Consider the following 24,234-nt stretch of genomic DNA (forward strand, 5'->3'; position numbering starts at 1 on the left):
TACGCGCCAAAACCGATGTTTTTCGTCGGTGAAGCTAAAACCACACCGTTCACTGGTTGTTATTGGTGTCACAAAACACGATAATATCGGGATCGGATTTTAAGAACGTAATAACTATGACCGAATATCTTTTGTTGTTGGTCGGCACCGTGCTAGTCAACAACTTTGTACTGGTAAAGTTTCTGGGCTTGTGTCCTTTCATGGGCGTCTCAAAGAAGCTGGAAACTGCAATTGGCATGGGGTTAGCAACGACTTTCGTTCTAACGCTCGCGTCTGTGTGCGCGTATCTGGTTGAAAGCTATATCCTTCGCCCTCTCGGCATTGAATACTTGCGCACCATGAGCTTCATCCTCGTGATCGCGGTGGTCGTTCAATTCACCGAAATGGTGGTGCATAAAACCAGCCCAACGCTGTATCGCTTACTCGGTATCTTCTTGCCCCTCATCACCACCAACTGTGCCGTGTTGGGTGTGGCGCTGCTGAACATCAACGAAAACCACAACTTTATTCAGTCGATCATCTATGGTTTCGGCGCCGCCGTGGGCTTCTCTCTGGTTCTGATTCTCTTCGCGTCGATGCGTGAACGCATTCACGTTGCTGATGTGCCTGCGCCGTTCAAAGGCGCTTCGATTGCGATGATCACCGCAGGTCTGATGTCGCTGGCCTTTATGGGCTTTACCGGTCTGGTGAAACTGTAATGAGTACGATTTTAATCGCCGTCCTCGTGTTGGCTGCACTGGCTGCCGTCTTTGGTGCCATACTCGGTTTCGCGTCCATTCGCTTTAAAGTGGAAGCGGATCCCATCGTCGATCAAATTGATTCCATTTTGCCACAAACCCAATGCGGTCAGTGTGGTTACCCAGGTTGTCGCCCATACGCCGAAGCGATTGCCAATGGCGACGCCATCAATAAATGCCCGCCCGGTGGCCAAGCGACCATCGAAAAACTGGCGGATTTGATGGGCGTTGAGGTTCAAGAATCGGCGCACGATCTGGACGACAACGTCAAAACCGTGGCCTTTATTCATGAAGACATGTGCATCGGCTGCACCAAATGTATTCAGGCCTGTCCGGTCGACGCCATTGTCGGCGGCAACAAAGCACTGCATACCGTCATTAAGGATGAATGTACCGGTTGCGATTTGTGTGTGGCACCGTGCCCGACCGACTGTATTGAAATGATTCCCGTAAAAACCACGACGGATACCTGGAAGTGGCAAATGAACGCGATTCCTGTTGTTGATGTTACCCATTCTTCATCGGCCAATGCCGAGACTTCTCAGAAGAGTGCGAGTTAAGGACTGGTATGTTGTCATTAATCGATAAAATTCGAACCGGCTATCTCTGGGACTTCCCGGGAGGCATTCATCCGCCGGAAAATAAAGTTCAGTCGACTCAAACGCCGCTCGTCGAAGCCCGCTTAGCGCATGAGTATGTACTGCCACTGAAACAACACATCGGTAAATCGGGTGATTTGTTGGTGCAGGTCGGCGACAACGTGCTGAAAGGTCAACCCCTGACCTCATTCTCAACCACATTCATGCTGCCGGTGCATGCGCCCACGTCTGGCGTCGTCAGCGCGATTGAACCTCGCACCGTCGCGCACCCATCTGGGTTAAGCGAGCTGTGCGTGGTGATCACTCCAGATGGCAAAGACCAATGGTGTGAGCGCCATCCGGTTGCCGACTACACCCAAACCCAACCCGAAGAGCTGATCGACATCATCCGCAATGCGGGGATCGCGGGCCTCGGCGGAGCGGGTTTCCCCACGGCAAAGAAGATTCAGTCTGGCCTCTCCCGCGTTGAGATTTTTATCGTCAACGCCGCAGAGTGTGAACCGTACATTACCGCCGATGACGCGCTGATGCGCGAACACGCGCAAGAGATTATCGATGGCATCGGGATTGTCGAACACATTCTGCAACCGAAGCTGACCGTCATTGGCGTTGAGGACAACAAACCGGAAGCCATTCGAGCGTTGCAACTGGCCGCGGAAGGCAAAGATATTGTGATTCGCGCCATTCCGACCAAGTATCCGTCCGGCGGTGCGAAACAACTGATTAAACTGCTGACCGATCTGGAAGTGCCCGCCGGTAAGCACTCCGCCGACATTGGTGTCATTGTGCAAAACGTCGGCTCCATTCAGGCCATCAAACGTGCTGTGGTCGACGGTGAACCGTTGATTCGCCGCGTGGTAACGCTGACAGGAAAGACCTTCACTCAACCACGGAACGTTTGGGTTCGCCTCGGCACGCCCGTGCAATCGCTGCTCGATGAATTTGGTTATCAAGCGGACAAAAAGTTACCGCGTTTGATCCTTGGCGGTTCGATGATGGGCTTTACGCTGCCCCACGCCAACGTGCCGATCGTGAAGATTGCCAACTGCATTCTGGCGCCAAGCCGCAACGAAATTCCGCAGCACGATTACGAGATGGCCTGCATTCGCTGCGGCCAATGCGCGGACGCTTGTCCGGCGTCTCTGCTGCCGCAGCAGTTGTACTGGCATTCAAAGGCCGAAGAATATGACAAGTGCGAAGAGCTCAACCTCAAAGATTGCATAGAGTGTGGCGCTTGCGCTTACGTGTGTCCAAGTGAAATTCCACTGGTTCAGTACTACCGTCAATCCAAAGCAGAAATCAAAAACCGTCAATGGGAAGCGGAAGCCGCTGAACGGGCCAAACTGCGCTTTGAAGAGAAAAAAGCGCGCATGGAACGTGAAAAAGCCGAACGTGAAAACCGCTTTAAGAAAGCCGCAGACGATCGCCGCAAAGAGATGCAACAAAGTGGTGGCGAAGACGCAATTGCCGCCGCCATTGCCCGCGTCAAAGCGCAAAAAGCACAAAACGAAACCAGCGATGCGCCCGTCAAACCTGCGGTAGCCGCAGCGATTGCCAAAGCCAAAGCCAAACAGGCTGAAGCGGCGAAGGCTGGCGCAACTGAACCCGACAATAGCGACATGGCGAAGCTGCGTGAAGAACGCAAACGTCAGGCGCGTGAACGGAAAGCAGAAAAAGCCGACTCCGGTGATGTGACAAGCTCGGGCGACGAGAAAAAAGCCGCTGTATCCGCCGCGATTGCTCGTGCCAAAGCGCGCAAAGCTGCTCAGCCTGAGGCCAGCGACAAGCCTTCGGTTGACAATGCGCCAGCGACTGAAGAACCTACCGGCGATCCAAAGAAAGCTGCCGTGGCCGCTGCCATTGCTCGCGCTAAAGCGCGCAAAGCCGCGCAGCCTGAGTCCAGTGAGACGCCGATGACGCAAGACCCAGCGACTAACGAACCGGCAGACGATCCAAAGAAAGCCGCCGTAGCCGCTGCCATTGCTCGCGCCAAAGCGCGCAAATCCGCCCAGCAAGAGACCAGCGACAAGCCTGCGGTTGACAATGCGCCCGCTGAAGCGCCAGCGGTTGAAGAACCTACCGGCGATCCAAAGAAAGCCGCCGTGGCCGCTGCCATTGCTCGCGCCAAAGCGCGCAAAGCCGCGCAGCCTGAGGCCAGCGACAAGCCTGAGGTTGACAATGCGCCCGCTGAAGCGCCAGCGGTTGAAGAACCTACCGGCGATCCAAAGAAAGCCGCCGTGGCCGCTGCCATTGCTCGCGCCAAAGCGCGCAAAGCTGCCCAGCAAGAGACCAGCGACAAGCCTGCGGTTGACAACGCGCCCGTTGAAGCGCCAGCGGCTGAAGAACCTATCGGCGATCCAAAGAAAGCCGCCGTGGCCGCTGCCATTGCTCGTGCCAAAGCGCGCAAAGCTGCGCAGCAAGAGGCCAACGACAAGCCTGAGGTTGACCACGCGCCCGTTGAAGCGCCAGCGGTTGAAGAACCTACCGGCGATCCGAAGAAAGCCGCCGTAGCCGCTGCCATTGCTCGCGCCAAAGCGCGCAAAGCCGCGCAGCAAGCCGAGAATCAAACCCCAAATAACGTTGAGGAGAACGACTAGTGGCGTTTTTCATTGCCAGCTCCCCACATGCGCGGACGAAACGCAGTACTGCCGATATGATGAAATGGGTCGCAATCTGCGCCCTGCCCGGTCTGTTGGCCCAAAGTTATTTCTTTGGTTTTGGTACCTTGATTCAATTACTCTTGGCGATTGTGGTCGCCATGGCGTTTGAAGCAGGCGTCATGCTCTTGCGCCGCCGACCGGTGCGTTTTGCGCTGCGTGATTACAGCGCGATTGTGACAGCCTGGCTGTTGGCTGTCGCGATTCCACCACTTTCACCGTGGTGGGTCGTGGTGATTGGGTTGATTTTTGCGATTTTAATCGCCAAACACCTCTACGGCGGTTTGGGACAAAACCCGTTTAACCCGGCGATGATTGCTTATGTGGTGTTGCTGATCTCCTTCCCAGTGCAGATGACCAGCTGGATTGCACCGTCGGAATTGGCACCGGAGCCCATTTCATTGGTGGACTCATTTTCACTGATCTTCACTGGGTTTAATGTTGATGGTTTGTCCTTGCAACAAATTCGGACTGGCATCGATGGCATGACCATGGCAACGCCATTGGATTCGATTAAAACGTCACTGCGTGCCGGACACACGATGTCTGAAGCCATGGCGAAACCACAATTCAGCGGCATTGCCGGTCTGGGTTGGGAGTGGGTGAACTTGGCGTATTTAGTCGGTGGTCTAATTCTGGTTAAACTGCGCGTGATCAACTGGCACATTCCTGCCGCATTTTTGGGCGGCTTGGTGGTGACCAGCCTGCTCATGGCGTTGTTTGCGCCCGGCACCACCGCTTCGCCACTCATGCACCTGTTGTCAGGCGCAACCATGTTAGGCGCATTCTTCATTGCCACCGACCCGGTCACCGCATCGACCACCACCAAAGGACGCCTGATTTACGGCGCATTTATTGGTGCCATGGTGTTTATTATTCGCAGTTGGGGCGGCTTCCCTGATGGCGTCGCGTTTGCGGTGCTGCTCGCGAACATGTGCGTTCCACTGATCGACTACTACACCAAACCTCGTACTTACGGACACTAAGGAGCATTATGTTAGCCGCTATTCGAAAAAACGGTCTGGTCCTTGCTGTGTTTGCCTGTGCGTCCACCGGCGTGGTTGCGCTCACGCACTACCTGACCGAAAGTCAGATCAAAGTGCAAGAAAATAAACAGCTATTGTCGGTGCTCAATCAGGTCGTTCCGCCGAAGCTGCATGACAATGCCCTGTCTCAAACGTGTACACTGGTGAGTGATCCGTTGCTCGGCAGCAACAAACCCATGCCGGTGTATCTCGGCACGCTGGGCGGTGAACCCAACGTATTAGCCATTGAATCCATCGCACCGGATGGCTACAACGGCGCGATTAAGATCATCGTCGGGATTCGCAACGACGGCACGATTACGGGAACGCGCGTGCTCGCGCATCAGGAAACACCGGGATTGGGTGACAAAATCGACTTGCGAATTACCAACTGGATTCTCGGTTTTACTGGCAAACAAGTGACAGAAGATAATGAAGGTCAATGGCGTGTACGCAAAGACGGCGGCCAATTCGACCAATTCACTGGGGCGACGATCACCCCGCGTGCCGTGGTGAAAGCTGTGAAGCAGACCACGCAGTACGTGAACCAGCACCGTGACGACATCTTCAAGCAACCATTAAACTGCGGAGGTGAACACAATGAGTGATCATAAAACGCTGATTAAAAATGGCATGTGGAATAACAACCCGGCGTTGGTACAGCTGTTGGGCTTGTGTCCGCTGCTCGCCGTCTCCTCTACCGTGACCAACGCACTCGGTTTAGGAATCGCGACCCTGTTGGTTTTGGTCAGCTCCAACGTGACCGTTTCTCTGGTGCGCGACTACGTCCCCAAAGAGGTGCGTATTCCAGTCTTTGTGATGATCATTGCGGCACTGGTGACCTGCGTACAATTGTTGATGAACGCTTACGCCTACGGTTTGTACTTGTCCCTGGGTATCTTCATTCCGCTGATTGTTACCAACTGCATCATCATTGGCCGCGCTGAAGCGTATGCGTCGAAAAACGACGTCCTACCCTCTGCGCAAGATGGCTTTTGGATGGGCCTTGGCATGACTTCCGTGTTGGTCGTTTTAGGATCACTCCGTGAAGTGATCGGTAATGGTACCCTGTTTGACGGCGCAGATTTGCTCCTCGGAGATTGGGCGAAAGTGCTGCGAATCGAGATTTTTCACTTTGATAACAGCTTCCTGCTGGCACTGCTGCCACCGGGTGCCTTCATCGGTGTCGGCTTTTTGATTGCCGCCAAAAACATCATTGATAAACAGCTAGCATCTCGCCAGCCAAAACAAGAAAAGCCCGCGATCGAACGGGTGCGCGTGACCAACGTATAAAAAAGCCAACAGCCGCAGCATTCCCTGCGGCTGCGGTTTCAAGGAAGTAATGAATCACCATGAATAACAGCAAGCGTGTCGAAATACTGCAGCGATTAAGGGAAAACAATCCCCATCCGCAGACCGAGCTCAACTGGAACACACCGTTTGAACTGCTGATTGCGGTGTTGCTGTCAGCGCAGGCCACCGATGTCAGCGTCAATAAAGCCACCGACAAACTTTATGCCGTCGCCAACACCCCCCAAGCGATGTGGGATTTGGGCGTTGACGGCGTCAAGGAATACATCAAAACCATCGGTTTGTTTAACTCCAAAGCAGAGAACGTCATCAAAACCTGCCGCATTCTGCTCGACCAACACCAAGGCGAAGTACCGGAAAACCGCGAAGCGCTAGAAGCTCTGCCCGGCGTGGGACGCAAAACCGCCAACGTGGTACTCAACACCGCCTTTGGCTGGCCAACCATTGCCGTCGATACACATATTTTTCGCGTGTCCAATCGCACCAAGTTTGCGGTCGGAAAAAACGTCGATGAAGTGGAAGCGAAGCTGCTGAAAGTGGTTCCGAAAGAGTTCAAACTCGATGTCCATCACTGGTTAATTCTGCATGGCCGTTATACCTGCGTGGCACGTAAGCCTCGTTGTGGCAGCTGCATTATTGAAGACCTGTGCGAATTTAAAGAGAAAGTTTACCCGGAAAGCTAGGAGTCCATTATGTCAAACAATCGTATTCTTCATACCATGCTGCGCGTTGGCGACCTTGACCGTTCGATCGCGTTCTACACACAAGTGATGGGCATGAAATTGCTACGTCAAAACGAAAATGCCGAATACAAATACACACTGGCATTTTTGGGCTACGGTGACGAATCAGAAGCAGCCGTGATCGAGCTGACGTATAACTGGGGCGTTGAAAGCTACGACCTCGGCAACGCGTATGGCCATATCGCCATCGGTGCAGACGACATTTACGCCACTTGCGAGGCCATCAAAGCCGCCGGTGGTAACGTGACGCGTGAACCGGGCCCAGTCAAAGGCGGTTCGACACACATCGCGTTTGTAAAAGATCCTGACGGTTACATGATTGAGCTGATCCAAAACAAACAAGCCAACGCGGGCCTAGAGGGTTAATTCTCCCTACGCGTACACCTTTCAAAACCGCCGCTCTGGCGGTTTTGTTGTATTTCCCCGCAATTCACATGGTTTACATGATAATAATTATCATTTAAATTGAGCTTATTCAGGCGTATGAGGATTGACCGATGACCATCAAAGAGTGGGAAAAACACACCTTATTAGCAGATATCGCGATGCAACAAGCGGATCATCTGCGTAGCATTCTCCATTACCAACAAGCCCTGACACTGAGCGATCGCATTGGCGTGGCGGAAGAGATTGAGCTGGAAGACCGACTGATGATCTCGGTGATTTCGTGCCATAACATGGCCGGATTCTGGCGCACAATCGGCGATGACCAATACGAGTTGAAATACCTCGAACTGGCGTCGGAACGTATCCTGACGTTGATCCCGCAATGTGGTAACCCGAGCTGTGAAGCGTTTGTGGATTCACTTGGCTGCTGCAAGAAAGCGCTGGTTGAATTTATGAAACGTCACCCGAATCCCGAGCTGGCCAGGCTGGTGAAAGACATCGACTCCGCCTCGACCTGCAACTTGATTGCCAAGTTTCGCTTGCACTAAGGCAGTGTCATCCCCCGATTCACGGGGGATGTACCACACGGTTTAGACTTGTGTGCGACCGAGGGAAATCACCACGCGGCGGTTCTTGTCTTTACCGATAGGCGATGCGTTGTCGGCAATCGGGCGGCGCTTGCCATACCCTTGCACTTGAATGCGATCAGACGGCAATCCGAGCGATTCAAAATACTTCTGCAATGACTCTGCACGTTTGTCAGATAAACTCTGACTCTCATTTCTGCCATCCGTCGAATCGGTATAGGTTGATACCAAGACCAAATCGATATCTGGGTTATAACGAATGTATTCGGCAATCTGCGCTAAACGTTTTTGTGATGCTTTGTTGAGCTCCACGCTGTCGCCGCGATCGTAATGTAAAATAGTGAATGAAATATCTTCAAAGCTGTAGGGCAGCAGGCTCGCCACACAATCGCTGAACGCATTGTATTGCGGCTGAAACAGCACCGCAGACAGCGCCACTTCAATACGCTGATCACGGCTTTGCCAATCCTGATAACTGAACGTCGGGTAACGTCCTTGCTCCAACTCACTCAGCAAAGCCCACGCCGTTTGACCACCGACATAACCATCAAACTGTTTAAAGAACTGGATGTTGGTGATTCGATCGGCGCTTTCACCCGGTCGCCATACAGGCGGCATCGACACCAAACTCACATTGCGGGTTTCCCCCATCGGGCGACGCATTTTGAGTTCGAAATCGAGGTTAATTTTTTTGCTGGCGTGCGAGGTAAACACCGCCTCACCATAATTTGGAATGGGATGCACCAGTCGGCATTCGAGCGGCGTATTGGTCGCCATTTGCCAACTTGACTGTTGTGGTGTTGCCACGTAGCGCTTTTCCAGTGCCGAAGCGGCAAATGAGGAACAGGCACTCAGTACAACAAAACTGCTTACAACCCATTTATTCATAAGGATTTACTTCTCTTTACGCGTTCAGCGGCAATGACGATATTTTGCCGCCTTATTGATTTCTAACTCGAAGATGCAAAAACCTCGCCAAGGCGACATCCATCGCGGCACACCCCGTGCATTTCCACTCGATAGTACGCTGATTTTCTGTCAAATCAGAGACGTGCCCCCTGCGTTTCCCGCCCTTTCTCATTCAACGCATAAATCCGCACGAAATATGAATGAATCGGCTTGAATATCACCCGTCAAAGCACAAATTTAATTGCGCTTTAATCCACCTATTTGGTTTTGCTCACGATGAGAATCTGCAATAATGCTGCCCCTATCACATAAGCTAGGGATCACATGACAGACATTAATGAAGCTCTGACTCTGAAAAAGCGCTTTCGCGGCTATTTTCCAGTCGTAATCGATGTAGAAACCGCAGGATTCAACCCTCAAACTGATGCTCTGCTCGAAATTTGCGCAGTGACATTGGCCATGGATGAAAATGGCGATTTACACCCTGCTTCGACAATTCACTTTCATGTCGAACCTTTCGAAGGCGCCAACCTTGAAAAAGCGGCGCTGGAATTCAACGGCATTTATGATCCTTTCAGCCCGCTACGCGGCGCCGTCAGCGAAGAACACGCCCTGAAAGAGATCTATAAACAAGTTCGTAAAGAACAGAAGGCCGCCGATTGTAGCCGTGCCATTATTGTGGCGCACAACGCAGCGTTCGACCATGGGTTTGTGATGGCCGCCAGCGAACGTTGTAAACTCAAACGAGTCCCTTTCCATCCATTTGCTACTTTTGATACCGCAACTTTGAGCGGCCTTGCTTATGGTCAGACCGTACTGGCTAAAGCCTGCAAAGCAGCAGGGATGGCGTTCGACAATCGTGAAGCCCATTCTGCACTTTACGATACTCAGCAAACCGCAGAGCTGTTCTGCGGCATCGTCAATCAATGGAAAGCTCTTGGCGGCTGGCCATTGGCCGACGACCATAACCTTAATAATAAGTAAACACAACTGACCGAGAAGTATATGAACCCTGTAGTCATTTCTGTCTGTGTCATGCTGGTCCTGGCCCTGATGCGCGTAAACGTCGTCGTTGCACTGACGTTTAGTGCCATCGTTGGGGGTCTGGTTGCTGGTATGAGCCTCAACGACACCGTTGCCGCATTTGAAAGTGGTTTAGGTGGTGGTGCAACCATCGCACTAAGCTACGCAATGCTAGGTACTTTTGCTGTGGCCATCTCAAAATCGGGTGTCACCGATTTGCTGGCTCAAAGCGTCATTAAACGCATTCATGGCCGACACAGTGCGGCAGCCTCAACCGGAATGAAATACGTTGTGATCGTGGCTTTGCTGCTGATGGCGATGTCTTCCCAAAACATTATTCCGGTCCACATTGCCTTCATTCCGATTCTGATCCCGCCACTGCTGAGCGTGTTTGCTCGTCTGGGCATTGACCGTCGTATGATCGCCTGTGTACTGACCTTTGGTTTGATCACCCCATACATGGTGTTACCCGTGGGTTTCGGCGGCATTTTCTTAAACAACATTTTGCTGAAAAACCTACGCGACAACGGCCTAGAAAGCGTCACCGCGAGCCAAGTTCCGATGGCGATGCTGCTGCCGGGCTTGGGCATGGTATTTGGCCTGCTCGTGGCGGTCTTTTTCTCTTACCGCAAACCACGCGTATACAAAGAGACCGAGCTAACCGTTGTCAATGAATCAACCACGGCGATCAACAAGAAGCACATCCTCGTTGCTGGCCTAGGTATTTTGGCGGCACTGGCCGTGCAGTTGACCACCGGCTCGATGATCATCGGTGCGCTGGCCGGTTTCATGGTGTTTACGTTTGGTGGCGTGATTGCTTGGAAAGAAACGCACGACGTCTTTACCAAAGGCGTACACATGATGGCGATGATCGGCTTCATCATGATTTCAGCCGCAGGGTTTGCGGCAGTCATGAAACAGACTGGCGGCGTGGAAACCTTGGTGTCGTCTCTGTCCACCAGCATTGGGGATAACAAGCCACTGGCGGCGCTGCTGATGCTGGTTGTTGGCCTGTTGGTGACCATGGGGATTGGTTCGTCATTCTCGACCATTCCAATTATCGCGACTATTTACGTCCCGCTGTGTCTGGCATTTGGTTTCTCACCGATGGCGACCATCGCCTTGGTTGGTACCGCCGCTGCACTCGGTGATGCGGGCTCGCCAGCATCGGATTCCACCCTCGGTCCAACGTCGGGCTTGAATGCCGACGGGCAACACGAGCACATATGGGAAACCGTGGTTCCGACCTTTATTCACTACAACTTGCCATTAATCGCATTTGGCTGGTTGGCCGCCATGGTGCTGTAGTTTCCAGCGAACCATGAGATACAAAAAAGGCTTCCCTCGGGAAGCCTTTTTCATGTTCAAAACGAATGTTAAGCAGACAACGAATTACGCGCCTTCGTTGTGCAATTCGAGGTTAGCCAGCTCTTGCTGAATTTCACGTTCCGTCTTCGCGTCATCGCTGCGCATTGACTCGAGGAAGTCCAGATATTGCTGATCGATGTCGCCCGTCACGTACTCGCCGTTAAACACCGAAGTTTCAAACTTGGCGATGTCCTGATTGCCTGCGCGCACAGCGTCAACCAAATCATCTAGCGTTTGGAAGATCAGTGCATCCGCACCGATTTGTTTACAGATGGCTTCGTTGTCACGACCGTGTGCAATCAGTTCGTTCGCACTTGGCATGTCGATACCGTAAACGTTCGGGAAGCGAATCTCAGGCGCCGCAGACACCATGTACACTTTCTTCGCACCGGCATCACGCGCCATCTCAATGATCTGCTCTGAGGTTGTGCCGCGAACAATCGAGTCATCCACCAGCAGAACGTTTTTGTCTTTAAACTCTGAACGAATGGTGTTGAGTTTACGACGCACTGATTTCTTACGCTGTTGTTGGCCCGGCATGATAAACGTACGACCCACGTAACGGTTCTTCACGTAACCTTGGCGGTAGGGCTTATCCAGCGCCTGAGCGATTTGCAGCGCGATATCGCATGATGTTTCTGGAATTGGAATCACCACATCGATGTCGAGTTCTGGGAAGTTGGCTTTGATGCGCTCGCCAAGCTTCTTACCCATTTCAACACGCGCGCTGTAGACCGAAATTTTGTCAATGAACGAATCAGGACGCGCGAAGTAAACGAATTCAAAAATACATGGATTCAGCACGGGGTGGTCCGCACACTGCTTGGTAAACAGTTCACCGTCAAACGTCGCGTACACGGCTTCACCCGGCGCAACATCACGCATGAAATCAAAACCAACGGCATCGAGTGCTACCGATTCAGAAGCAACCATGTACTCCGTACGGCCGTTGATTTCACGTTTACCTAGGCAGAGCGGGCGAATACCGTGTGGGTCGCGAAATGCAATCATGCCGTGGCCGATGATCATCGCAGTCACCGCGTAAGCACCACGAATCGCACGGTGTACATTGGCCACCGCGCGGAAGACGTCTTCTGCTGTCACGTTGCCTTTCACGGTGTCAATCTCGTGCGCCAAGACGTTCAGCAGCACTTCTGAGTCAGAAGTCGTGTTGACGTGGCGACGGTCTTTTTCAAACAGTTTCTGGCGAACTTCGTTGGCATTGGTGAGGTTGCCGTTGTGAGCGAGGGTGATACCAAATGGCGAGTTGACGTAGAAAGGTTGAGCTTCTGAGGCGCTTGAGCTGCCTGCGGTTGGGTAACGAACGTGTCCGATCCCGACGGAGCCCTGAAGGCGCTGCATGTGTTTCGCTTCAAAGACATCCTTCACTAAACCGTTCGCTTTACGCAGACGGAAACGATTGCTTTCTATGGTACAAATACCAGCGGCATCTTGGCCACGATGCTGCAATACCGTTAACGCGTCATAAATTGACTGGTTTACAGGCGTTGTACCCACGATTCCAACAATACCACACATGTCCTAATCCTCGATTTGCGACAATAGCTGGCGCTTAAATCGCGCCAGACAGAAAACTTGATGTTGCTTGTAAGTGCTCGAAGAACGGCGCAATGATTCGGCTAAATTCCGGTACCAATTGCGAACTCTTCCACCACTCAGAGCTTGGGAATGCGGTAAACGCATCCATAAAAAATAAGGCCGCTGCCACAATCAGAACCCCACGCAGTGCGCCAAAGACGACGCCGAGAATTCTGTCTGTACCTGATAGCCCGGTTTTCTGCACCAACTGCGAAATCACGTAGTTCACGATCGCGCCCACAATCAATGTTGCGACAAACAGCGCGGCAATCGCCGTTCCGTTGCGAAACATGTCATCCTTAATGTTAGTAAAGTATACCGCCAGCTTGGCGTAGTATTCCGAAGCGATGTAAAACGCTCCAAACCATATCACTAAGGACAAGGCTTCTTTCGCAAAGCCACGAACCAGACTGATCAGTGCAGACAAACCAATCACACTTAAAATGACAATATCTAACCAATTCATGAGTTCTTACATTCTAAGTTGGCGCGCATTTTAACAGAAAAATACGCGACGCAAACGTTTTCTTAAGGGTTTAGTGGTTTAAATTTGAGCAATTGACCTTTCGCGCCGGTAATTTTCTCTAATTCCAGTAACTGTTTTTCCAGCTTACTTTTCGAAACGTCCGGACCGATAATCACTCGAGTAAAACCATTTTCTTGTTTGGTATGAGCCTGATAGCCCCGCTTTTGCAGATCGGCCACCACATTCTTCGCATTCTCAGAATTTTTCAGTGCCATGAGCTGAATAATCCACGCGCTGTCCTGATAATCATTTTTTTCAGGGACATTTCGCACCGCAGTCGCCAGCGGTTTGCTCGGTTGTGGTGTCGTTGACGACGCAGGATTCGCTGGCGCGGTATCCACCGCAGTCACCGGCGAATCCGGCAAGGCGACTTGATCTTCCACCGGGTCCAACACTTCAAATTTTTCCACTTCGCTCTCAAGCTCAGGCTTGATCGGAATACTGGCCATTTCTTCTTTGTAGTGTAGTTTTTTACCATCCAGCACATCCGGTAGCACGATGACCCCGATGGCAACAAGAATGATGGTACCAACCAAACGGCTTTGAAATTTACTCGCCATTGATACTCCCTAGGATTTAAGACGGATTGCTGTTTTGCCAATGCTCCAACACTTCACCCACCGTGTGGAAAGAGCCGGCCACGACTATGACATCGTCCGCTTGCGCTTGTGTCAACGCCGCTTCAAATGCCGCAACCGGATTGGCGTAGCGCATTTGCGACGCCTCAAGGTATTGGCATAACTCCTCGGCGCTGGCGGCACGCGGGCCACTCAGGGAGGCGGGATACCATTGTTTGACCACGGGCTTCAAAATCGCAAGGGTCGACTTCACGTCTTTGTCATGCAACATGCCGACCACCAAATGCACGCTTTGGCCGGGGAAACGCAGCTTGAGCTGAGACACCAGGTATTCAGCCGAATGTGGGTTGTGGGCAACATCCAGTAAAATGGTGGGCGCATCGCTGATTTTCTGCATGCGTCCTGCCAGCGTCGCTTTTTTCAGCCCATCAACAATATTGACGTCACTGATTTCAAGCCCAGAACAGCCCAGCGCCATCAATGCCGTCGCTGCGTTTGGCAGCGGCAAGGTGGGCAACGGCAGATCCGTCAGTTCAAACGAGCCTCTGCGCCATTGCCAGCGCGTCTCGCTCACTTTGTCATACGTAAATTGAATACCGACTTGATGGAATTCCGCGCCGATGTCATCGGCATGCGCTGCCACAGTGGCTGGCGGTTTCGGTTGACCACAGATCGCCGGTTTCCCCGAACGATAGATACCGGCTTTCTCAAAGCCAATGACATTGATGTCACTGCCCAACCAGTCGACGTGATCTATGGCCAAGCTGGTAATCACAGAAACATCGTGATCAACCACGTTGGTTGCATCGAGGCGACCGCCAAGGCCGACTTCCAGCAGCACCACATCGACCTGCTCGGTTTGGAAAATGCGCAGGGCCGCTAAGGTCCCAAACTCAAAGAGACTCAGTGTGATATCGCCACGTTGCTGCTCGACAAAATCAAACGCTTGCGTGTGTTGCTCATCCGGTACATCTTGGCCGTTGATACGCACTCGCTCATTGTAGCGAATCAGGTGAGGCGAACTGTACACACCCACCGAATAGCCTGCTTCGAGCAGAATGGCTTCCATGAGCGCGCAAGTGGAGCCTTTACCATTGGTGCCGGCTACCGTAATCACGGTCGGTGCGGGTTTGGTTAGGTTGGCTTTTTGAGCGACCGCTTGAACGCGATCAAGACCGAGGTCGATGGCAGAGGAATGAATATGGGTTAAATAATCAAGCCACACCGAAAGAGGCGATGTGGCTTGAGGAATTGGGTTTTGACTCATCTAACGTAGAACCATTATTTTGCTTGGTTTAGTTAGAGCCTACTTTACCCTTTTTTGTTCGCTTCTGGTACAGAATATGCGGCTTCATTTGGCGCATCGTTCACAGAAACCACCAGCGGCGACTCCTGACGTGTCATTTTCGCCAGCAGGCCAGCCACACGCTGACGCATTTCACGACGGTCAACGATCATATCAATCGCACCGTGCTCCAGCAGGAATTCGCTGCGTTGGAAACCTTCCGGCAACTCTTCGCGCACGGTCTGCTCGATCACGCGACGACCCGCGAAACCGATCAGTGCTTTCGGCTCACCGATGTTGATGTCACCTAGCATTGCCAGACTCGCAGACACCCCACCCATGGTTGGGTCTGTCATCACGGAGATAAACGGGAGACCTTTCGCCGTCAGACGTTCCAGCGCTGCACTAGTTTTGGCCATCTGCATCAGCGACATCAGCGCTTCTTGCATACGGGCACCGCCACTGGCAGAGAAACAGACTAGACCACAGTTCGCTTCAATCGCCGCTTCAACTGCACGTACGAAACGCGCACCGACAACCGACCCCATTGAACCGCCCATGAACGAGAATTCAAACGCACACGCCACGACTGGAATCGTCATCAACTCGCCTTTCATCACAATCAGCGCATCTTTTTCGCCACTGCTCTTCTGCGCAGTCGCAAGACGCTCTTTGTAACGTTTGGAGTCTTTAAATTTCAGTTTATCTTGCGGTTCGAGTTCGTCCGCGATTTCGTAACGGTTTGCTTCGTCCAAGAACGTTTCAAGACGACGGCGCGCCTTCATACGCATGTGATGATTACACTTCGGACAAACTTCAAGATTGCGCTCTAGTTCAGCGTAATAAAGCACCTGTTCACATGATGTACATTTGGTCCAAACCCCTTCAGGGATAGACGCTTTACGTGAACTTCCGATGTTGCTTTTTTCTAAAATCTTCTCAAGCCAGCTCATGCAAGACCTTTTACTCTCTCATCTGCCGCTGTATTGCGACAGATTCTAATTCGACATTAACGCGTGTGGATTAAAGCATAGAAAATGCCAACTGTGGACAAAAAACTGGTTGTACCTATTTCTTGTACGGGCATCCCACGCACAATATTGTTCATTTTTGAACCGATTACTGCCAATTAGTTCAAATTCTCAGGTAAGAATAGCGGACCAAGCGGCGCTTTGGGTAAATCAAACACTGCTGGGTAGTCCACATCAACCAGATATAAGCCTTCTGCCTTGGCTGTCGCCCCCGCCAGTTTGCGGTCTTTGGCTTCCAGCAGCCACTGAATCCACTCGGGCTCCTGCTCACCACGACCCACGGCAATTAAACTGCCGGTAATATTACGCACCATATGGTGGACAAACGCATTCGCTTTAATATCAATCACAACGTAGCGCTCGTGGCGAGTTACATTTAAGTGCATTATGTTACGCCAAGGACTACGTGACTGACAATGCACGGCACGAAATGACGTGAAGTCATTCTCACCCAGCAAGAATTGACCCGCTTGATGCATGCGTGCCACATCAAGCTCACCGTGATAATGGCTGACACCGGTGGCCAGAATTCCCGGACGGAACATGTGATTGTAGATCACGTAGCGATACCGGCGTGCCGTGGCACTAAAACGAGCATGAAACTCATCCGGCACTTCTTTTGCCCAGCGCACCGCAATATTTTTCGGCAAATTGGCATTGGCACCCATTGTCCACGCGATCATTTTACGCGTTGCCGTCGTGTCAAAATGAACCACTTGTCCGGTTCCGTGCACACCCGCATCAGTGCGACCAGCACACTGGACTTCAACCGGATGGTTTGCGATAACCGACAAGGCTTTTTCCAGTTCTTCCTGGACACTATTGACTTCGCGTTGGCGCTGCCAGCCATAATATTGAGTGCCGTCATACTCGATACCCAGAGCGATTCTCATGTTCTCTTTCTCTTAAAAACGAAGGCGTTGAAAATGGGTCGGGCAGTATAAACCCTAACGGGGTTAATTTCTAATGGGGTAAAAAAAGAGGTAACTCAGTTACCTCTTCTTGTTACCACGATGTGCTTATACGCGTCCGTTAATCACATCAATCAAGCGTTTGGCTTGTTGACGAATGTCGTCGCTGCCATCCACGATGGCTTCTTCCAGCAACTTAACCGCACCTTTCTCATCGTTCATTTCCATATAGATTTTGGCCAGATCCAACTTGCCTGCGGCTTCGGAGTTGTTATCCACATCCACATCCGAGATATCACCGATCACATCAGGAAACTCGTTGAGCCCCACATCCAGCTTCAACGCTTCATCATCAGGGTTAAACGCCGGATCGTCGCGTTCCACTTGCGCCATCAGCTCGTCAATGGTCATAAACTGGTTCTGTGTCGGATCGAAATCAGCGATATCTTCCTGCGTTCCCCAGTTTTCGGTTTCCACTTCCGGCTGCTGATTTTGAATGTCCTGTTGCCATACCGCTTGCTCATCTTCCGGCACTTCATCGGGAATGATCGCTTGTTGATCCGGTGTCAAACTGAAGCCGTTCCAATCTTCGCCACCCATTTGCAACATGGCATCAATGTCCATGCCTGCGCTATCAATGGTTTTCGCGTCCATCGGTTGGTCAAAGGCGAATCCATCAGCGGATTCATTGTCATTCAGCAGTGAGTCGAGGGCTTGCTCATCAAATTCTTGATGCGCCATCGATTCAAAATCAATGCCCTGCTCTGCTTTCGGCTCAATCGCTTCACTCACTTCGTCCGCTTGCGACGAAGCCGTTGAGGCTTCTGACACCTCCGGTTCGGCGATGGCATCAGCTAAGGCGTCCGCTTCGTTGTACTCCGGCAGCTCGACATCATCAAACTCAAACTCGTCGTCAGCTTCAGCTTGTGGCGACTCAATCTCTGCATCGTCTTGAACTGGTTCTGCCAGTTCACCCGATATATCCGGTTCAGCAATCGCATCGGCTAAGGCGTCCGCTTCGCTGTACTCCGGCAATTCGACATCATCGAAATCAAACTCGTCGTCAGCTTCAGCTTGTGGCGACTCAAGCTCTGAATTGTCTTGAATGAATGCTTCCGGTTCACCCGATACATTCGGTTCAGCAATCGCATCAGCTAAGGCGTCCGCTTCGTTGTACTCCGGCAATTCGATATCATCGAACTCAAACTCGTCGTCAGCTTCTGCTTGTGGCGGCTCAATTTCTGCGTCGTCTTGAACTGGTTCTGCCGGTTCTCCCGATACCTCCGGTTCCGCAATCGCATCGGCTAAGGCGTCCGATTCGCTGTACTCCGGCAATTCGAGATCATCGAACTCAAACTCGTCGTCAGTTTCAGCTTGTGGCGGATCAATCTCTGCATCGTCTTGAACGAATACTTCCGGTTCACCCGATACCTCCGGTTCAGCAATCGCATCAGCTAGAGCGTCCGCTTCGCTGTACTCCGGCAGCTCGAGATCATCGAACTCAAACTCGTCGTCAGCTTCAGCTTGTGGCAGCTCAATCTCTACATCGTCTTGAGCTGGTTCTTCCGATTCACCCGATACCTCCGGTTCAGCAATCGCATCGGCTAAGGCGTCCGCTTCGCTGTACTCCGGCAGCTCGAGATCATCGAACTCAAACTCGTCGTCAGCTTCAGCTTGTGGCAGCTCAATCTCTACATCGTCTTGAGCTGGTTCTTCCGGTTCACCCGATACCTCCGGCTCAGCAATCGCATCGGCTAAGGCGTCCGCTTCGTTGTATTCCGGCAACTCAACATCATCGAACTCAAACTCGTCGTCAGTTTCAGCTTGTGGTGGCTCAATATCTGAATCGTCTTGAACTGGCGCTTCGAGTTCACCCGATACTTCCGGTTCAGCAATCGCATCGGCTAAGGCGTCCGCTTCGCTGTACTCCGGTAGATCGAGATCATCGAACTCAAACTCGTCGTCAGCTTCTGCTTGTGGTGGTTCAATGTCTGAATCGTCTTGAACTGGCGCTTCGAGTTCACCCGACACATCAGGCTCGGCCATGGCATACGCGAGTGCATCAGCTTCGCTGTACTCCGGCAGCTCGAGATCATCGAACTCAAACTCGTCGTCAGCCGTAACTGGCTGCTCTACAGCATTGTCTTGCTCCGGCGCTTCCAGTTCACCCGAGACATTTGGTTCGGCCATGGCATCCGCGAGTGCATCAGCTTCGCTGTATTCTGGCAACGCCGCGTCATCGAAGCCAAACTCATCTTCTGCTTCTGCATCTAAAAATTCAGCAGCCAGTGCGTCTTCGCTCACATCCGTTTCAGCCGGTAATTCGGCTTCGGCCATCGCGTCAGCAAAAGCAGCTGCGTCGGTTTCTTTTGGCTGTTCAATATCGTTGAAACCAAATGCTTCTTCGGCCTCAGCGTCTAAGAATTCCGCCGCCAATGCGTCTTCACTCGCCTCAACATCCGCTAACGGTTCCGATTCAAGCTGCGCTTCAGCGATCATGTCATCGATGGCGTTCTCTTCTGGCAATGACGGTTCATCCGCCGTGTCTTGAACGCGATCCTGAGATACCGACTCCTGAGTCTCATCCAGTTCCGCCATAAAATCAGCTGAGGAAAGCGGCGCATCGTCCGCCATGGATGATGCTGGAGGCAATTCGCTTTCGGCAGACTGTTCCATTGCGTCGTCGAGCAACCAATCGTCATCTTGAGGCACGCCAAATTCATTGGCGACTTCAGTCGACTTGTCTTCCGGCTTCGACGTCACGTCGGGCTCGCTTTGCGGCTCTGGCTCTGGCGTCGTGTCTAAACCTTCGATTTCTGGATTAAAGTCAAATTCATCGTCGTCAAATGACAACGCATCATCGTCATCGAGTTTAAACTCATCCAGTAAAGGATCGTGTTCTGGTGCTGAACTCAGCAGATCATCTTTAAAGTTTGCACTATTAAATTCTTCGGCAGGCTCCTGCGCTTGCTGTTCGATCTCCAGCAGCTCGTCCAGGAATCCAGTCCCATCATCCAGCGATGAAGCCTCGACCTCGTCTTCGTCGGTCGCCGCATCACTCGGTTGATTTTCTTGCTCAACCCACTCATCCAGTAAGGTCGCGCTGTCGTGATCAAACGCGTCCTCGTCTGGGGTTGCAGATTCCTCCAACAGCTCATTGAGGAACTTGTCACTTTCCGCATCGAAGTCATCATCCAGATGAATGCTGTCCTCGTCCGCTTCGGAAAGTAACTCGTCGAGCAAATCCGTGCTGTCGCTGTCAAACGACACGTCGTCGTCATCTAGCAATTCATCCAACAAGGCGGTTTCTTCGTCATTGTCGGCTTGCGCTTCAAGCTCATCCAAATCGGCTTGAGATTCAATTGAGTTAAACAGGTTTTCAAGATCTTCGTCGGACGTCATTTTAACGTCAGATGCTGCCTGTTCACCCGTGTTCGACATCAACTCATCGAGGTTGTCATCCAACAACGTATCAAAGTCGAGATCATCCGCCTCGTCGTCATCTAAACCGCCTAACAGCTCGTCCAGCATGGATTGATCGATAGCCTCGGATTCCAGATCTTCCGCTTCACCATCACTAGCAAGCAGGGACTCAATCTCTTCCTGCGACATGTCACCATCATCAGACAGATCAAACGCCGTTTCGTCATCATCGTCAGAGTCATGCGTTGCTTCGTCCAACGCGCGTTCCATCTCTTCCAGACCCAGCGCTTTCTCATCGCCGCTGACGCTGATGCCACTGTTGCTGCCAAAGTCAGTGTCGAGATCGCCGTCGTCATCAATGCCAGCAAACGGATCTTGACCATCTTCCCCTTCGAGGTTGAAATCGAGATCGCTTTCGTCCAAGTCGGCGAAGATGTCGGCTTCATCCTTACTGTCCATTTCATCGCTGAACAGTTTCTCACTGTCATCGCTATCGCCGAACAAGTCATCGTCGAGCAGCAATTCATCGTCCAGACCATCAATTTCTGGCTCACCCACCGTGATCGGTGCCACGGTGGTTTCCGGCGTGGCCGTCTGGGTTTGTGATTCAGCTTGCTGCGCGTCCGACGCTTTGGAGCGACGGTTGAGCAACATCAAGACCAGCGCACCAATGAGTAATCCCGGGATCAGCGCTAACAATCCGACCATCCAACCGTTGGATAGCCAATCGTCAGCCGGCGCCATTTTCGCGGCTTCTTCGCGTTTCACGCGCTCTTCTTGCAACAGCTTTTCAACTTCTGAGCGAATACGATTCTCATCACCCAGTTCGTGCTTGAGGTTATCGACTTCAGACTGCATCTGCGCAACCATCAGGCGCAAACGGTGGTTTTTCTCTTCCAACGCGTCCAGTTCGGTATCGGATGCTGTCAGTTGTTTCTCAACTTTGGCCACATCCGCTTGAACTGGCGCAACCACAGGCGCGGGCGGAGCGGCTTCTTCGACCACGCTTGGTGCTGGCTTTTTCACCTCAACAACAGGTTGTGGCTTCGCGGGCTGACTCGGTGTTGTGACTGGGGTTTGATTGAGGCGCGCTTGATGCGCCGCCATGACATTCACCGCTTCTTGGGTAGAGACACGGCTTACTTGTGCCAGTGACGGCACCCGCAGCGTACTACCCGGCATCAAACTGTGAATATTTTGGTTTTCAAAAGCCTGCGGATTCAGGCGATAAATGGCAAGCAAGGTTTGTTGAACAGAGACATTCGCGGAAGGCTTAAGGCGCGTTGCAATCGACCATAAGGTATCTTGCTCGGTTGTCGGACCGAAGAATGTGGAAGGCTCGCTATTGGCAGAAGGGGTTGGCGTGTTGCGTACAACCTCACTGCTAAACTGCGGTGATGATTGTACTTCTCCGCCAGGGCCGATAAGGCGAATGCCCTCTGCATGAACGATAGAAGTCTGAGACACGGCGGCCACTGCCAGAGGCAACAGCAATCGCTTGAAAAATTGACGCATAAAAGGCTCAGCTGAATGCTTTATCTAAAGGAATACGATGATCTGTTAAATATATCGGATCAGATGAGCAAAACTATAGGCTATAAGGCAAAAAATGTGTCTCGACCACAATAATCGCAGGAATCTCACACAAAATTTGCCACCTAACGCAAGTCCGCTCATGTCATTGGGTATCATTGATAAAAATAAAGCCAGCTGAATGCTGGCTCTATTTCTTCGTTCGACAAGGCGAAACGCTTATTCAGCTTCGATTTTTGCCCAAGTATCACGTAGGCCAACCGTGCGGTTGAATACCAATGCTTCAGGCTTAGAATCTTTACCGTCGGCACAGAAGTAGCCCATGCGCTCGAACTGGTAACCAAATTCAGCCTCAGCAGACACCAAACTTGGTTCGATAAAGCCGTTGAGCTTCACCAGCGAATCTGGGTTGATGGTTGCTGCGAAGTTTTCCGCCGCCGCTGGGTTTGGCACAGTGAATAGACGATCGTACAAACGGAATTCCGCAGGCACGCCTTTGTCTGCTGAAACCCAGTGAATCACGCCTTTGACTTTACGGCCATCGGCAGGGTTCTTGCCCAGTGTGTCCGCATCGTAAGTACAGTAGATCGTGGTGATATTGCCTTGCTCATCTTTTTCGATGCGCTCGGCTTTGATCACGTACGCGCCACGCAAACGCACTTCTTTACCCAAAACAAGACGCTTGTACTTTTTGTTGCCTTCTTCACGGAAGTCTTCACGTTCAATCCATAGCTCACGCGTAAATGGCACTTCGCGTTCGCCCATTTCTGGTTTGTTAGGATGATTTGCCACGTTCAACAGCTCCACGCTGTCTGCCGCAAAGTTTTCGATCACAACTTTCACAGGATCCAGAACGGCCATCGCACGCGGCGCGTTTTCGTTCAAATCGTCGCGAATGCAAGATTCCAGCACACCAAATTCGATCAAGTTATCTTGCTTGGTGACACCGATGCGTTTGCAGAATTCGCGGATAGAACCGGGTGTAAAGCCGCGGCGACGCAGGCCTGAAATAGTTGGCATGCGTGGGTCGTCCCAGCCTTCTACCAATTTTTCAGTCACCAGTTGGTTCAGCTTACGCTTAGACATCACGGTGTATTCAAGATTCAGGCGACTGAATTCGTACTGACGTGGGTGACACGCGATGGTAATGTTGTCCAGAACCCAGTCGTACAGACGGCGGTTGTCTTGGAATTCCAGTGTGCACAGTGAGTGTGTAATGCCTTCCAGCGCATCTGAAATGCAGTGCGTGAAGTCGTACATTGGGTAAATGCACCACTTGTCACCCGTTTGATGGTGCTCAGCAAAACGCACGCGGTACAGTACCGGATCGCGCAACACAATGAACGACGATGCCATGTCGATCTTCGCGCGCAAGCACGCTGTGCCTTCTTTGAACTCACCAGCACGCATTTTTTCAAACAGCGCCAAGTTCTCTTCCACGCTACGATCACGGTACGGGCTGTGTTTGCCCGGTTCAGTCAACGTACCACGATATTCGCGGATCTGCTCAGGACTTAGCTCTTCAACGTACGCTAAGCCTTTATTGATCAGTTCCACCGCATATTCATAAAGCTTGTCGAAGTAATCCGATGAGTAACATACGTCGCCAGACCATTCGAAGCCTAACCAGTTCACATCTTTCTTAATCGACTCAACGTATTCGAGATCTTCTTTTTCTGGGTTTGTGTCGTCAAAACGTAAGTTACACTGACCCTGATAGTCCTGAGCAATACCAAAGTTCAAACAGATCGACTTCGCGTGCCCGATATGCAGATAACCGTTGGGTTCTGGTGGGAAACGAGTATGCACGCTAGTGTGTTTACCATCCGCTAAATCTTTATCAATGATTTGGCGAATGAAGTTCGATGGACGAGCCTCAGCTTCACTCATCTATAGCACCTCAAGTTTATTTAGTATTGTCAGAAAAGTTTTTCTGCATTTAAAAGCTACAAAAGCCCGGCAGAGCAGAAATTATTGTCGGCCATGATCCACAATTCTGAAC

The 24,234-nt window shown here is 51.8% G+C and carries 20 protein-coding genes; 11 read left to right on the plus strand and 9 right to left on the minus strand.

The genetic code is table 11. From position 1 onward, the window contains the following. The first annotated feature begins 116 nt into the window (after positions 1–116). From rsxA to VFA_RS10050, 9 genes are all read left to right on the plus strand, one after another. Positions 117–698 (plus strand): electron transport complex subunit RsxA, encoded by a 582-nt coding sequence (gene rsxA, locus VFA_RS10010; RefSeq protein ID WP_004726646.1) that lies wholly within the window; start codon positions 117–119, stop codon positions 696–698. Beyond that, a complete protein-coding gene (gene rsxB / locus VFA_RS10015; protein ID WP_004726647.1) occupies positions 698–1,297 on the plus strand; it encodes an electron transport complex subunit RsxB in 600 nt (199 codons plus the stop codon). The genes rsxA and rsxB overlap by 1 nt, the downstream gene beginning before the upstream one ends. An 8-nt stretch (positions 1,298–1,305) precedes the next feature. After that, positions 1,306–3,933 (plus strand): electron transport complex subunit RsxC, encoded by a 2,628-nt coding sequence (rsxC, locus tag VFA_RS10020; protein WP_004726648.1) that lies wholly within the window; start codon positions 1,306–1,308, stop codon positions 3,931–3,933. After that, a complete protein-coding gene (rsxD, locus tag VFA_RS10025; protein WP_004726649.1) occupies positions 3,933–4,979 on the plus strand; it encodes an electron transport complex subunit RsxD in 1,047 nt (348 codons plus the stop codon). Before rsxC ends, rsxD begins: the two co-directional genes overlap by 1 nt. An 8-nt stretch (positions 4,980–4,987) precedes the next feature. Next, complete coding sequence (gene rsxG, locus VFA_RS10030) at positions 4,988–5,626, plus strand: electron transport complex subunit RsxG (protein ID WP_004726650.1); 639 nt, start codon at positions 4,988–4,990, stop codon at positions 5,624–5,626. Further along, positions 5,619–6,311, plus strand: coding sequence for an electron transport complex subunit E (locus VFA_RS10035; protein WP_004726651.1), 693 nt, complete (start codon positions 5,619–5,621; stop codon positions 6,309–6,311). The genes rsxG and VFA_RS10035 overlap by 8 nt, the downstream gene beginning before the upstream one ends. Before the next feature lie 59 nt (positions 6,312–6,370). Further along, the gene (gene nth, locus VFA_RS10040) at positions 6,371–7,012 is read left to right on the plus strand and encodes an endonuclease III (RefSeq protein WP_004726652.1); all 642 of its coding nucleotides are present in this window, start codon (positions 6,371–6,373) and stop codon (positions 7,010–7,012) included. A gap of 9 nt (positions 7,013–7,021) precedes the next feature. After that, positions 7,022–7,438 carry a lactoylglutathione lyase gene (gene gloA / locus VFA_RS10045; RefSeq protein ID WP_004726653.1) on the plus strand — a complete coding sequence of 139 codons (417 nt, stop codon included), beginning with the start codon at positions 7,022–7,024 and terminating at the stop codon, positions 7,436–7,438. 131 nt (positions 7,439–7,569) lie between these two features. Next, positions 7,570–8,007, plus strand: a complete 438-nt coding sequence (locus tag VFA_RS10050; RefSeq protein ID WP_004726654.1) for a DUF2753 domain-containing protein — start codon at positions 7,570–7,572, stop codon at positions 8,005–8,007. A gap of 42 nt (positions 8,008–8,049) precedes the next feature. On the opposite strand, the gene motY is transcribed toward VFA_RS10050, so the two are convergent. Further along, positions 8,050–8,934, minus strand: a complete 885-nt coding sequence (gene motY, locus VFA_RS10055; protein WP_004726655.1) for a flagellar protein MotY — start codon at positions 8,932–8,934, stop codon at positions 8,050–8,052. Between the two features lie 345 nt (positions 8,935–9,279). Between motY and rnt the strand changes: the two genes are divergently transcribed. Further along, positions 9,280–9,939, plus strand: coding sequence for a ribonuclease T (gene rnt, locus VFA_RS10060; protein ID WP_004726656.1), 660 nt, complete (start codon positions 9,280–9,282; stop codon positions 9,937–9,939). 21 nt (positions 9,940–9,960) lie between these two features. Beyond that, a complete protein-coding gene (locus VFA_RS10065) occupies positions 9,961–11,286 on the plus strand; it encodes a Na+/H+ antiporter family protein (RefSeq protein ID WP_038151368.1) in 1,326 nt (441 codons plus the stop codon). 84 nt (positions 11,287–11,370) lie between these two features. Here the strand turns inward: VFA_RS10065 and purF are convergent, their stop codons facing one another. The 8 genes from purF to glnS form a co-directional block, all read right to left on the minus strand. Then, positions 11,371–12,885 carry an amidophosphoribosyltransferase gene (purF, locus tag VFA_RS10070; protein WP_004726658.1) on the minus strand — a complete coding sequence of 505 codons (1,515 nt, stop codon included), beginning with the start codon at positions 12,883–12,885 and terminating at the stop codon, positions 11,371–11,373. A 34-nt stretch (positions 12,886–12,919) separates the two neighbouring features. Continuing rightward, positions 12,920–13,411: a CvpA family protein gene (locus VFA_RS10075; protein WP_004726659.1), complete on the minus strand. Its 492-nt coding sequence runs from the start codon at positions 13,409–13,411 to the stop codon at positions 12,920–12,922. 62 nt (positions 13,412–13,473) lie between these two features. After that, positions 13,474–14,031 (minus strand): SPOR domain-containing protein, encoded by a 558-nt coding sequence (locus VFA_RS10080; protein WP_004726660.1) that lies wholly within the window; start codon positions 14,029–14,031, stop codon positions 13,474–13,476. Positions 14,032–14,047: 16 nt separating this feature from the next. Further along, positions 14,048–15,316, minus strand: coding sequence for a bifunctional tetrahydrofolate synthase/dihydrofolate synthase (folC, locus tag VFA_RS10085; RefSeq protein WP_004726661.1), 1,269 nt, complete (start codon positions 15,314–15,316; stop codon positions 14,048–14,050). A gap of 44 nt (positions 15,317–15,360) precedes the next feature. Further along, positions 15,361–16,287 carry an acetyl-CoA carboxylase, carboxyltransferase subunit beta gene (accD, locus tag VFA_RS10090; RefSeq protein ID WP_004726662.1) on the minus strand — a complete coding sequence of 309 codons (927 nt, stop codon included), beginning with the start codon at positions 16,285–16,287 and terminating at the stop codon, positions 15,361–15,363. A gap of 176 nt (positions 16,288–16,463) precedes the next feature. Then, positions 16,464–17,258, minus strand: coding sequence for a tRNA pseudouridine(38-40) synthase TruA (gene truA / locus VFA_RS10095; protein WP_004726663.1), 795 nt, complete (start codon positions 17,256–17,258; stop codon positions 16,464–16,466). A 126-nt stretch (positions 17,259–17,384) separates the two neighbouring features. After that, the gene (locus VFA_RS10100; RefSeq protein ID WP_004726664.1) at positions 17,385–22,214 is read right to left on the minus strand and encodes a FimV/HubP family polar landmark protein; all 4,830 of its coding nucleotides are present in this window, start codon (positions 22,212–22,214) and stop codon (positions 17,385–17,387) included. Between the two features lie 237 nt (positions 22,215–22,451). Next, positions 22,452–24,122: a glutamine--tRNA ligase gene (glnS, locus tag VFA_RS10105; protein WP_004726665.1), complete on the minus strand. Its 1,671-nt coding sequence runs from the start codon at positions 24,120–24,122 to the stop codon at positions 22,452–22,454. Positions 24,123–24,234: the final 112 nt, after the last annotated feature.

It is taken from the genome of Vibrio furnissii CIP 102972 (assembly GCF_000176175.1).
GTDB classification, from domain to species: Bacteria; Pseudomonadota; Gammaproteobacteria; order Enterobacterales; family Vibrionaceae; genus Vibrio; species Vibrio furnissii.

What these genes read in the sequence shown, in the direction of transcription:
- VFA_RS10080 (WP_004726660.1), bottom strand. Translation starts at nt 14,031, where the DNA reads ATGGCGAGTAAATTTCAAAGCCGTTTGGTTGGTACCATCATTCTTGTT.
- truA (WP_004726663.1), bottom strand. Translation starts at nt 17,258, where the DNA reads ATGAGAATCGCTCTGGGTATCGAGTATGACGGCACTCAATATTATGGC.
- VFA_RS10065 (WP_038151368.1), top strand. Translation starts at nt 9,961, where the DNA reads ATGAACCCTGTAGTCATTTCTGTCTGTGTCATGCTGGTCCTGGCCCTG.
- nth (WP_004726652.1), top strand. Translation starts at nt 6,371, where the DNA reads ATGAATAACAGCAAGCGTGTCGAAATACTGCAGCGATTAAGGGAAAAC.
- rsxB (WP_004726647.1), top strand. Translation starts at nt 698, where the DNA reads ATGAGTACGATTTTAATCGCCGTCCTCGTGTTGGCTGCACTGGCTGCC.
- gloA (WP_004726653.1), top strand. Translation starts at nt 7,022, where the DNA reads ATGTCAAACAATCGTATTCTTCATACCATGCTGCGCGTTGGCGACCTT.
- folC (WP_004726661.1), bottom strand. Translation starts at nt 15,316, where the DNA reads ATGAGTCAAAACCCAATTCCTCAAGCCACATCGCCTCTTTCGGTGTGG.
- rsxG (WP_004726650.1), top strand. Translation starts at nt 4,988, where the DNA reads ATGTTAGCCGCTATTCGAAAAAACGGTCTGGTCCTTGCTGTGTTTGCC.
- rsxC (WP_004726648.1), top strand. Translation starts at nt 1,306, where the DNA reads ATGTTGTCATTAATCGATAAAATTCGAACCGGCTATCTCTGGGACTTC.
- VFA_RS10050 (WP_004726654.1), top strand. Translation starts at nt 7,570, where the DNA reads ATGACCATCAAAGAGTGGGAAAAACACACCTTATTAGCAGATATCGCG.
- VFA_RS10035 (WP_004726651.1), top strand. Translation starts at nt 5,619, where the DNA reads ATGAGTGATCATAAAACGCTGATTAAAAATGGCATGTGGAATAACAAC.
- VFA_RS10100 (WP_004726664.1), bottom strand. Translation starts at nt 22,214, where the DNA reads ATGCGTCAATTTTTCAAGCGATTGCTGTTGCCTCTGGCAGTGGCCGCC.
- glnS (WP_004726665.1), bottom strand. Translation starts at nt 24,122, where the DNA reads ATGAGTGAAGCTGAGGCTCGTCCATCGAACTTCATTCGCCAAATCATT.
- rsxA (WP_004726646.1), top strand. Translation starts at nt 117, where the DNA reads ATGACCGAATATCTTTTGTTGTTGGTCGGCACCGTGCTAGTCAACAAC.
- purF (WP_004726658.1), bottom strand. Translation starts at nt 12,885, where the DNA reads ATGTGTGGTATTGTTGGAATCGTGGGTACAACGCCTGTAAACCAGTCA.
- motY (WP_004726655.1), bottom strand. Translation starts at nt 8,934, where the DNA reads ATGAATAAATGGGTTGTAAGCAGTTTTGTTGTACTGAGTGCCTGTTCC.
- rnt (WP_004726656.1), top strand. Translation starts at nt 9,280, where the DNA reads ATGACAGACATTAATGAAGCTCTGACTCTGAAAAAGCGCTTTCGCGGC.
- VFA_RS10075 (WP_004726659.1), bottom strand. Translation starts at nt 13,411, where the DNA reads ATGAATTGGTTAGATATTGTCATTTTAAGTGTGATTGGTTTGTCTGCA.
- accD (WP_004726662.1), bottom strand. Translation starts at nt 16,287, where the DNA reads ATGAGCTGGCTTGAGAAGATTTTAGAAAAAAGCAACATCGGAAGTTCA.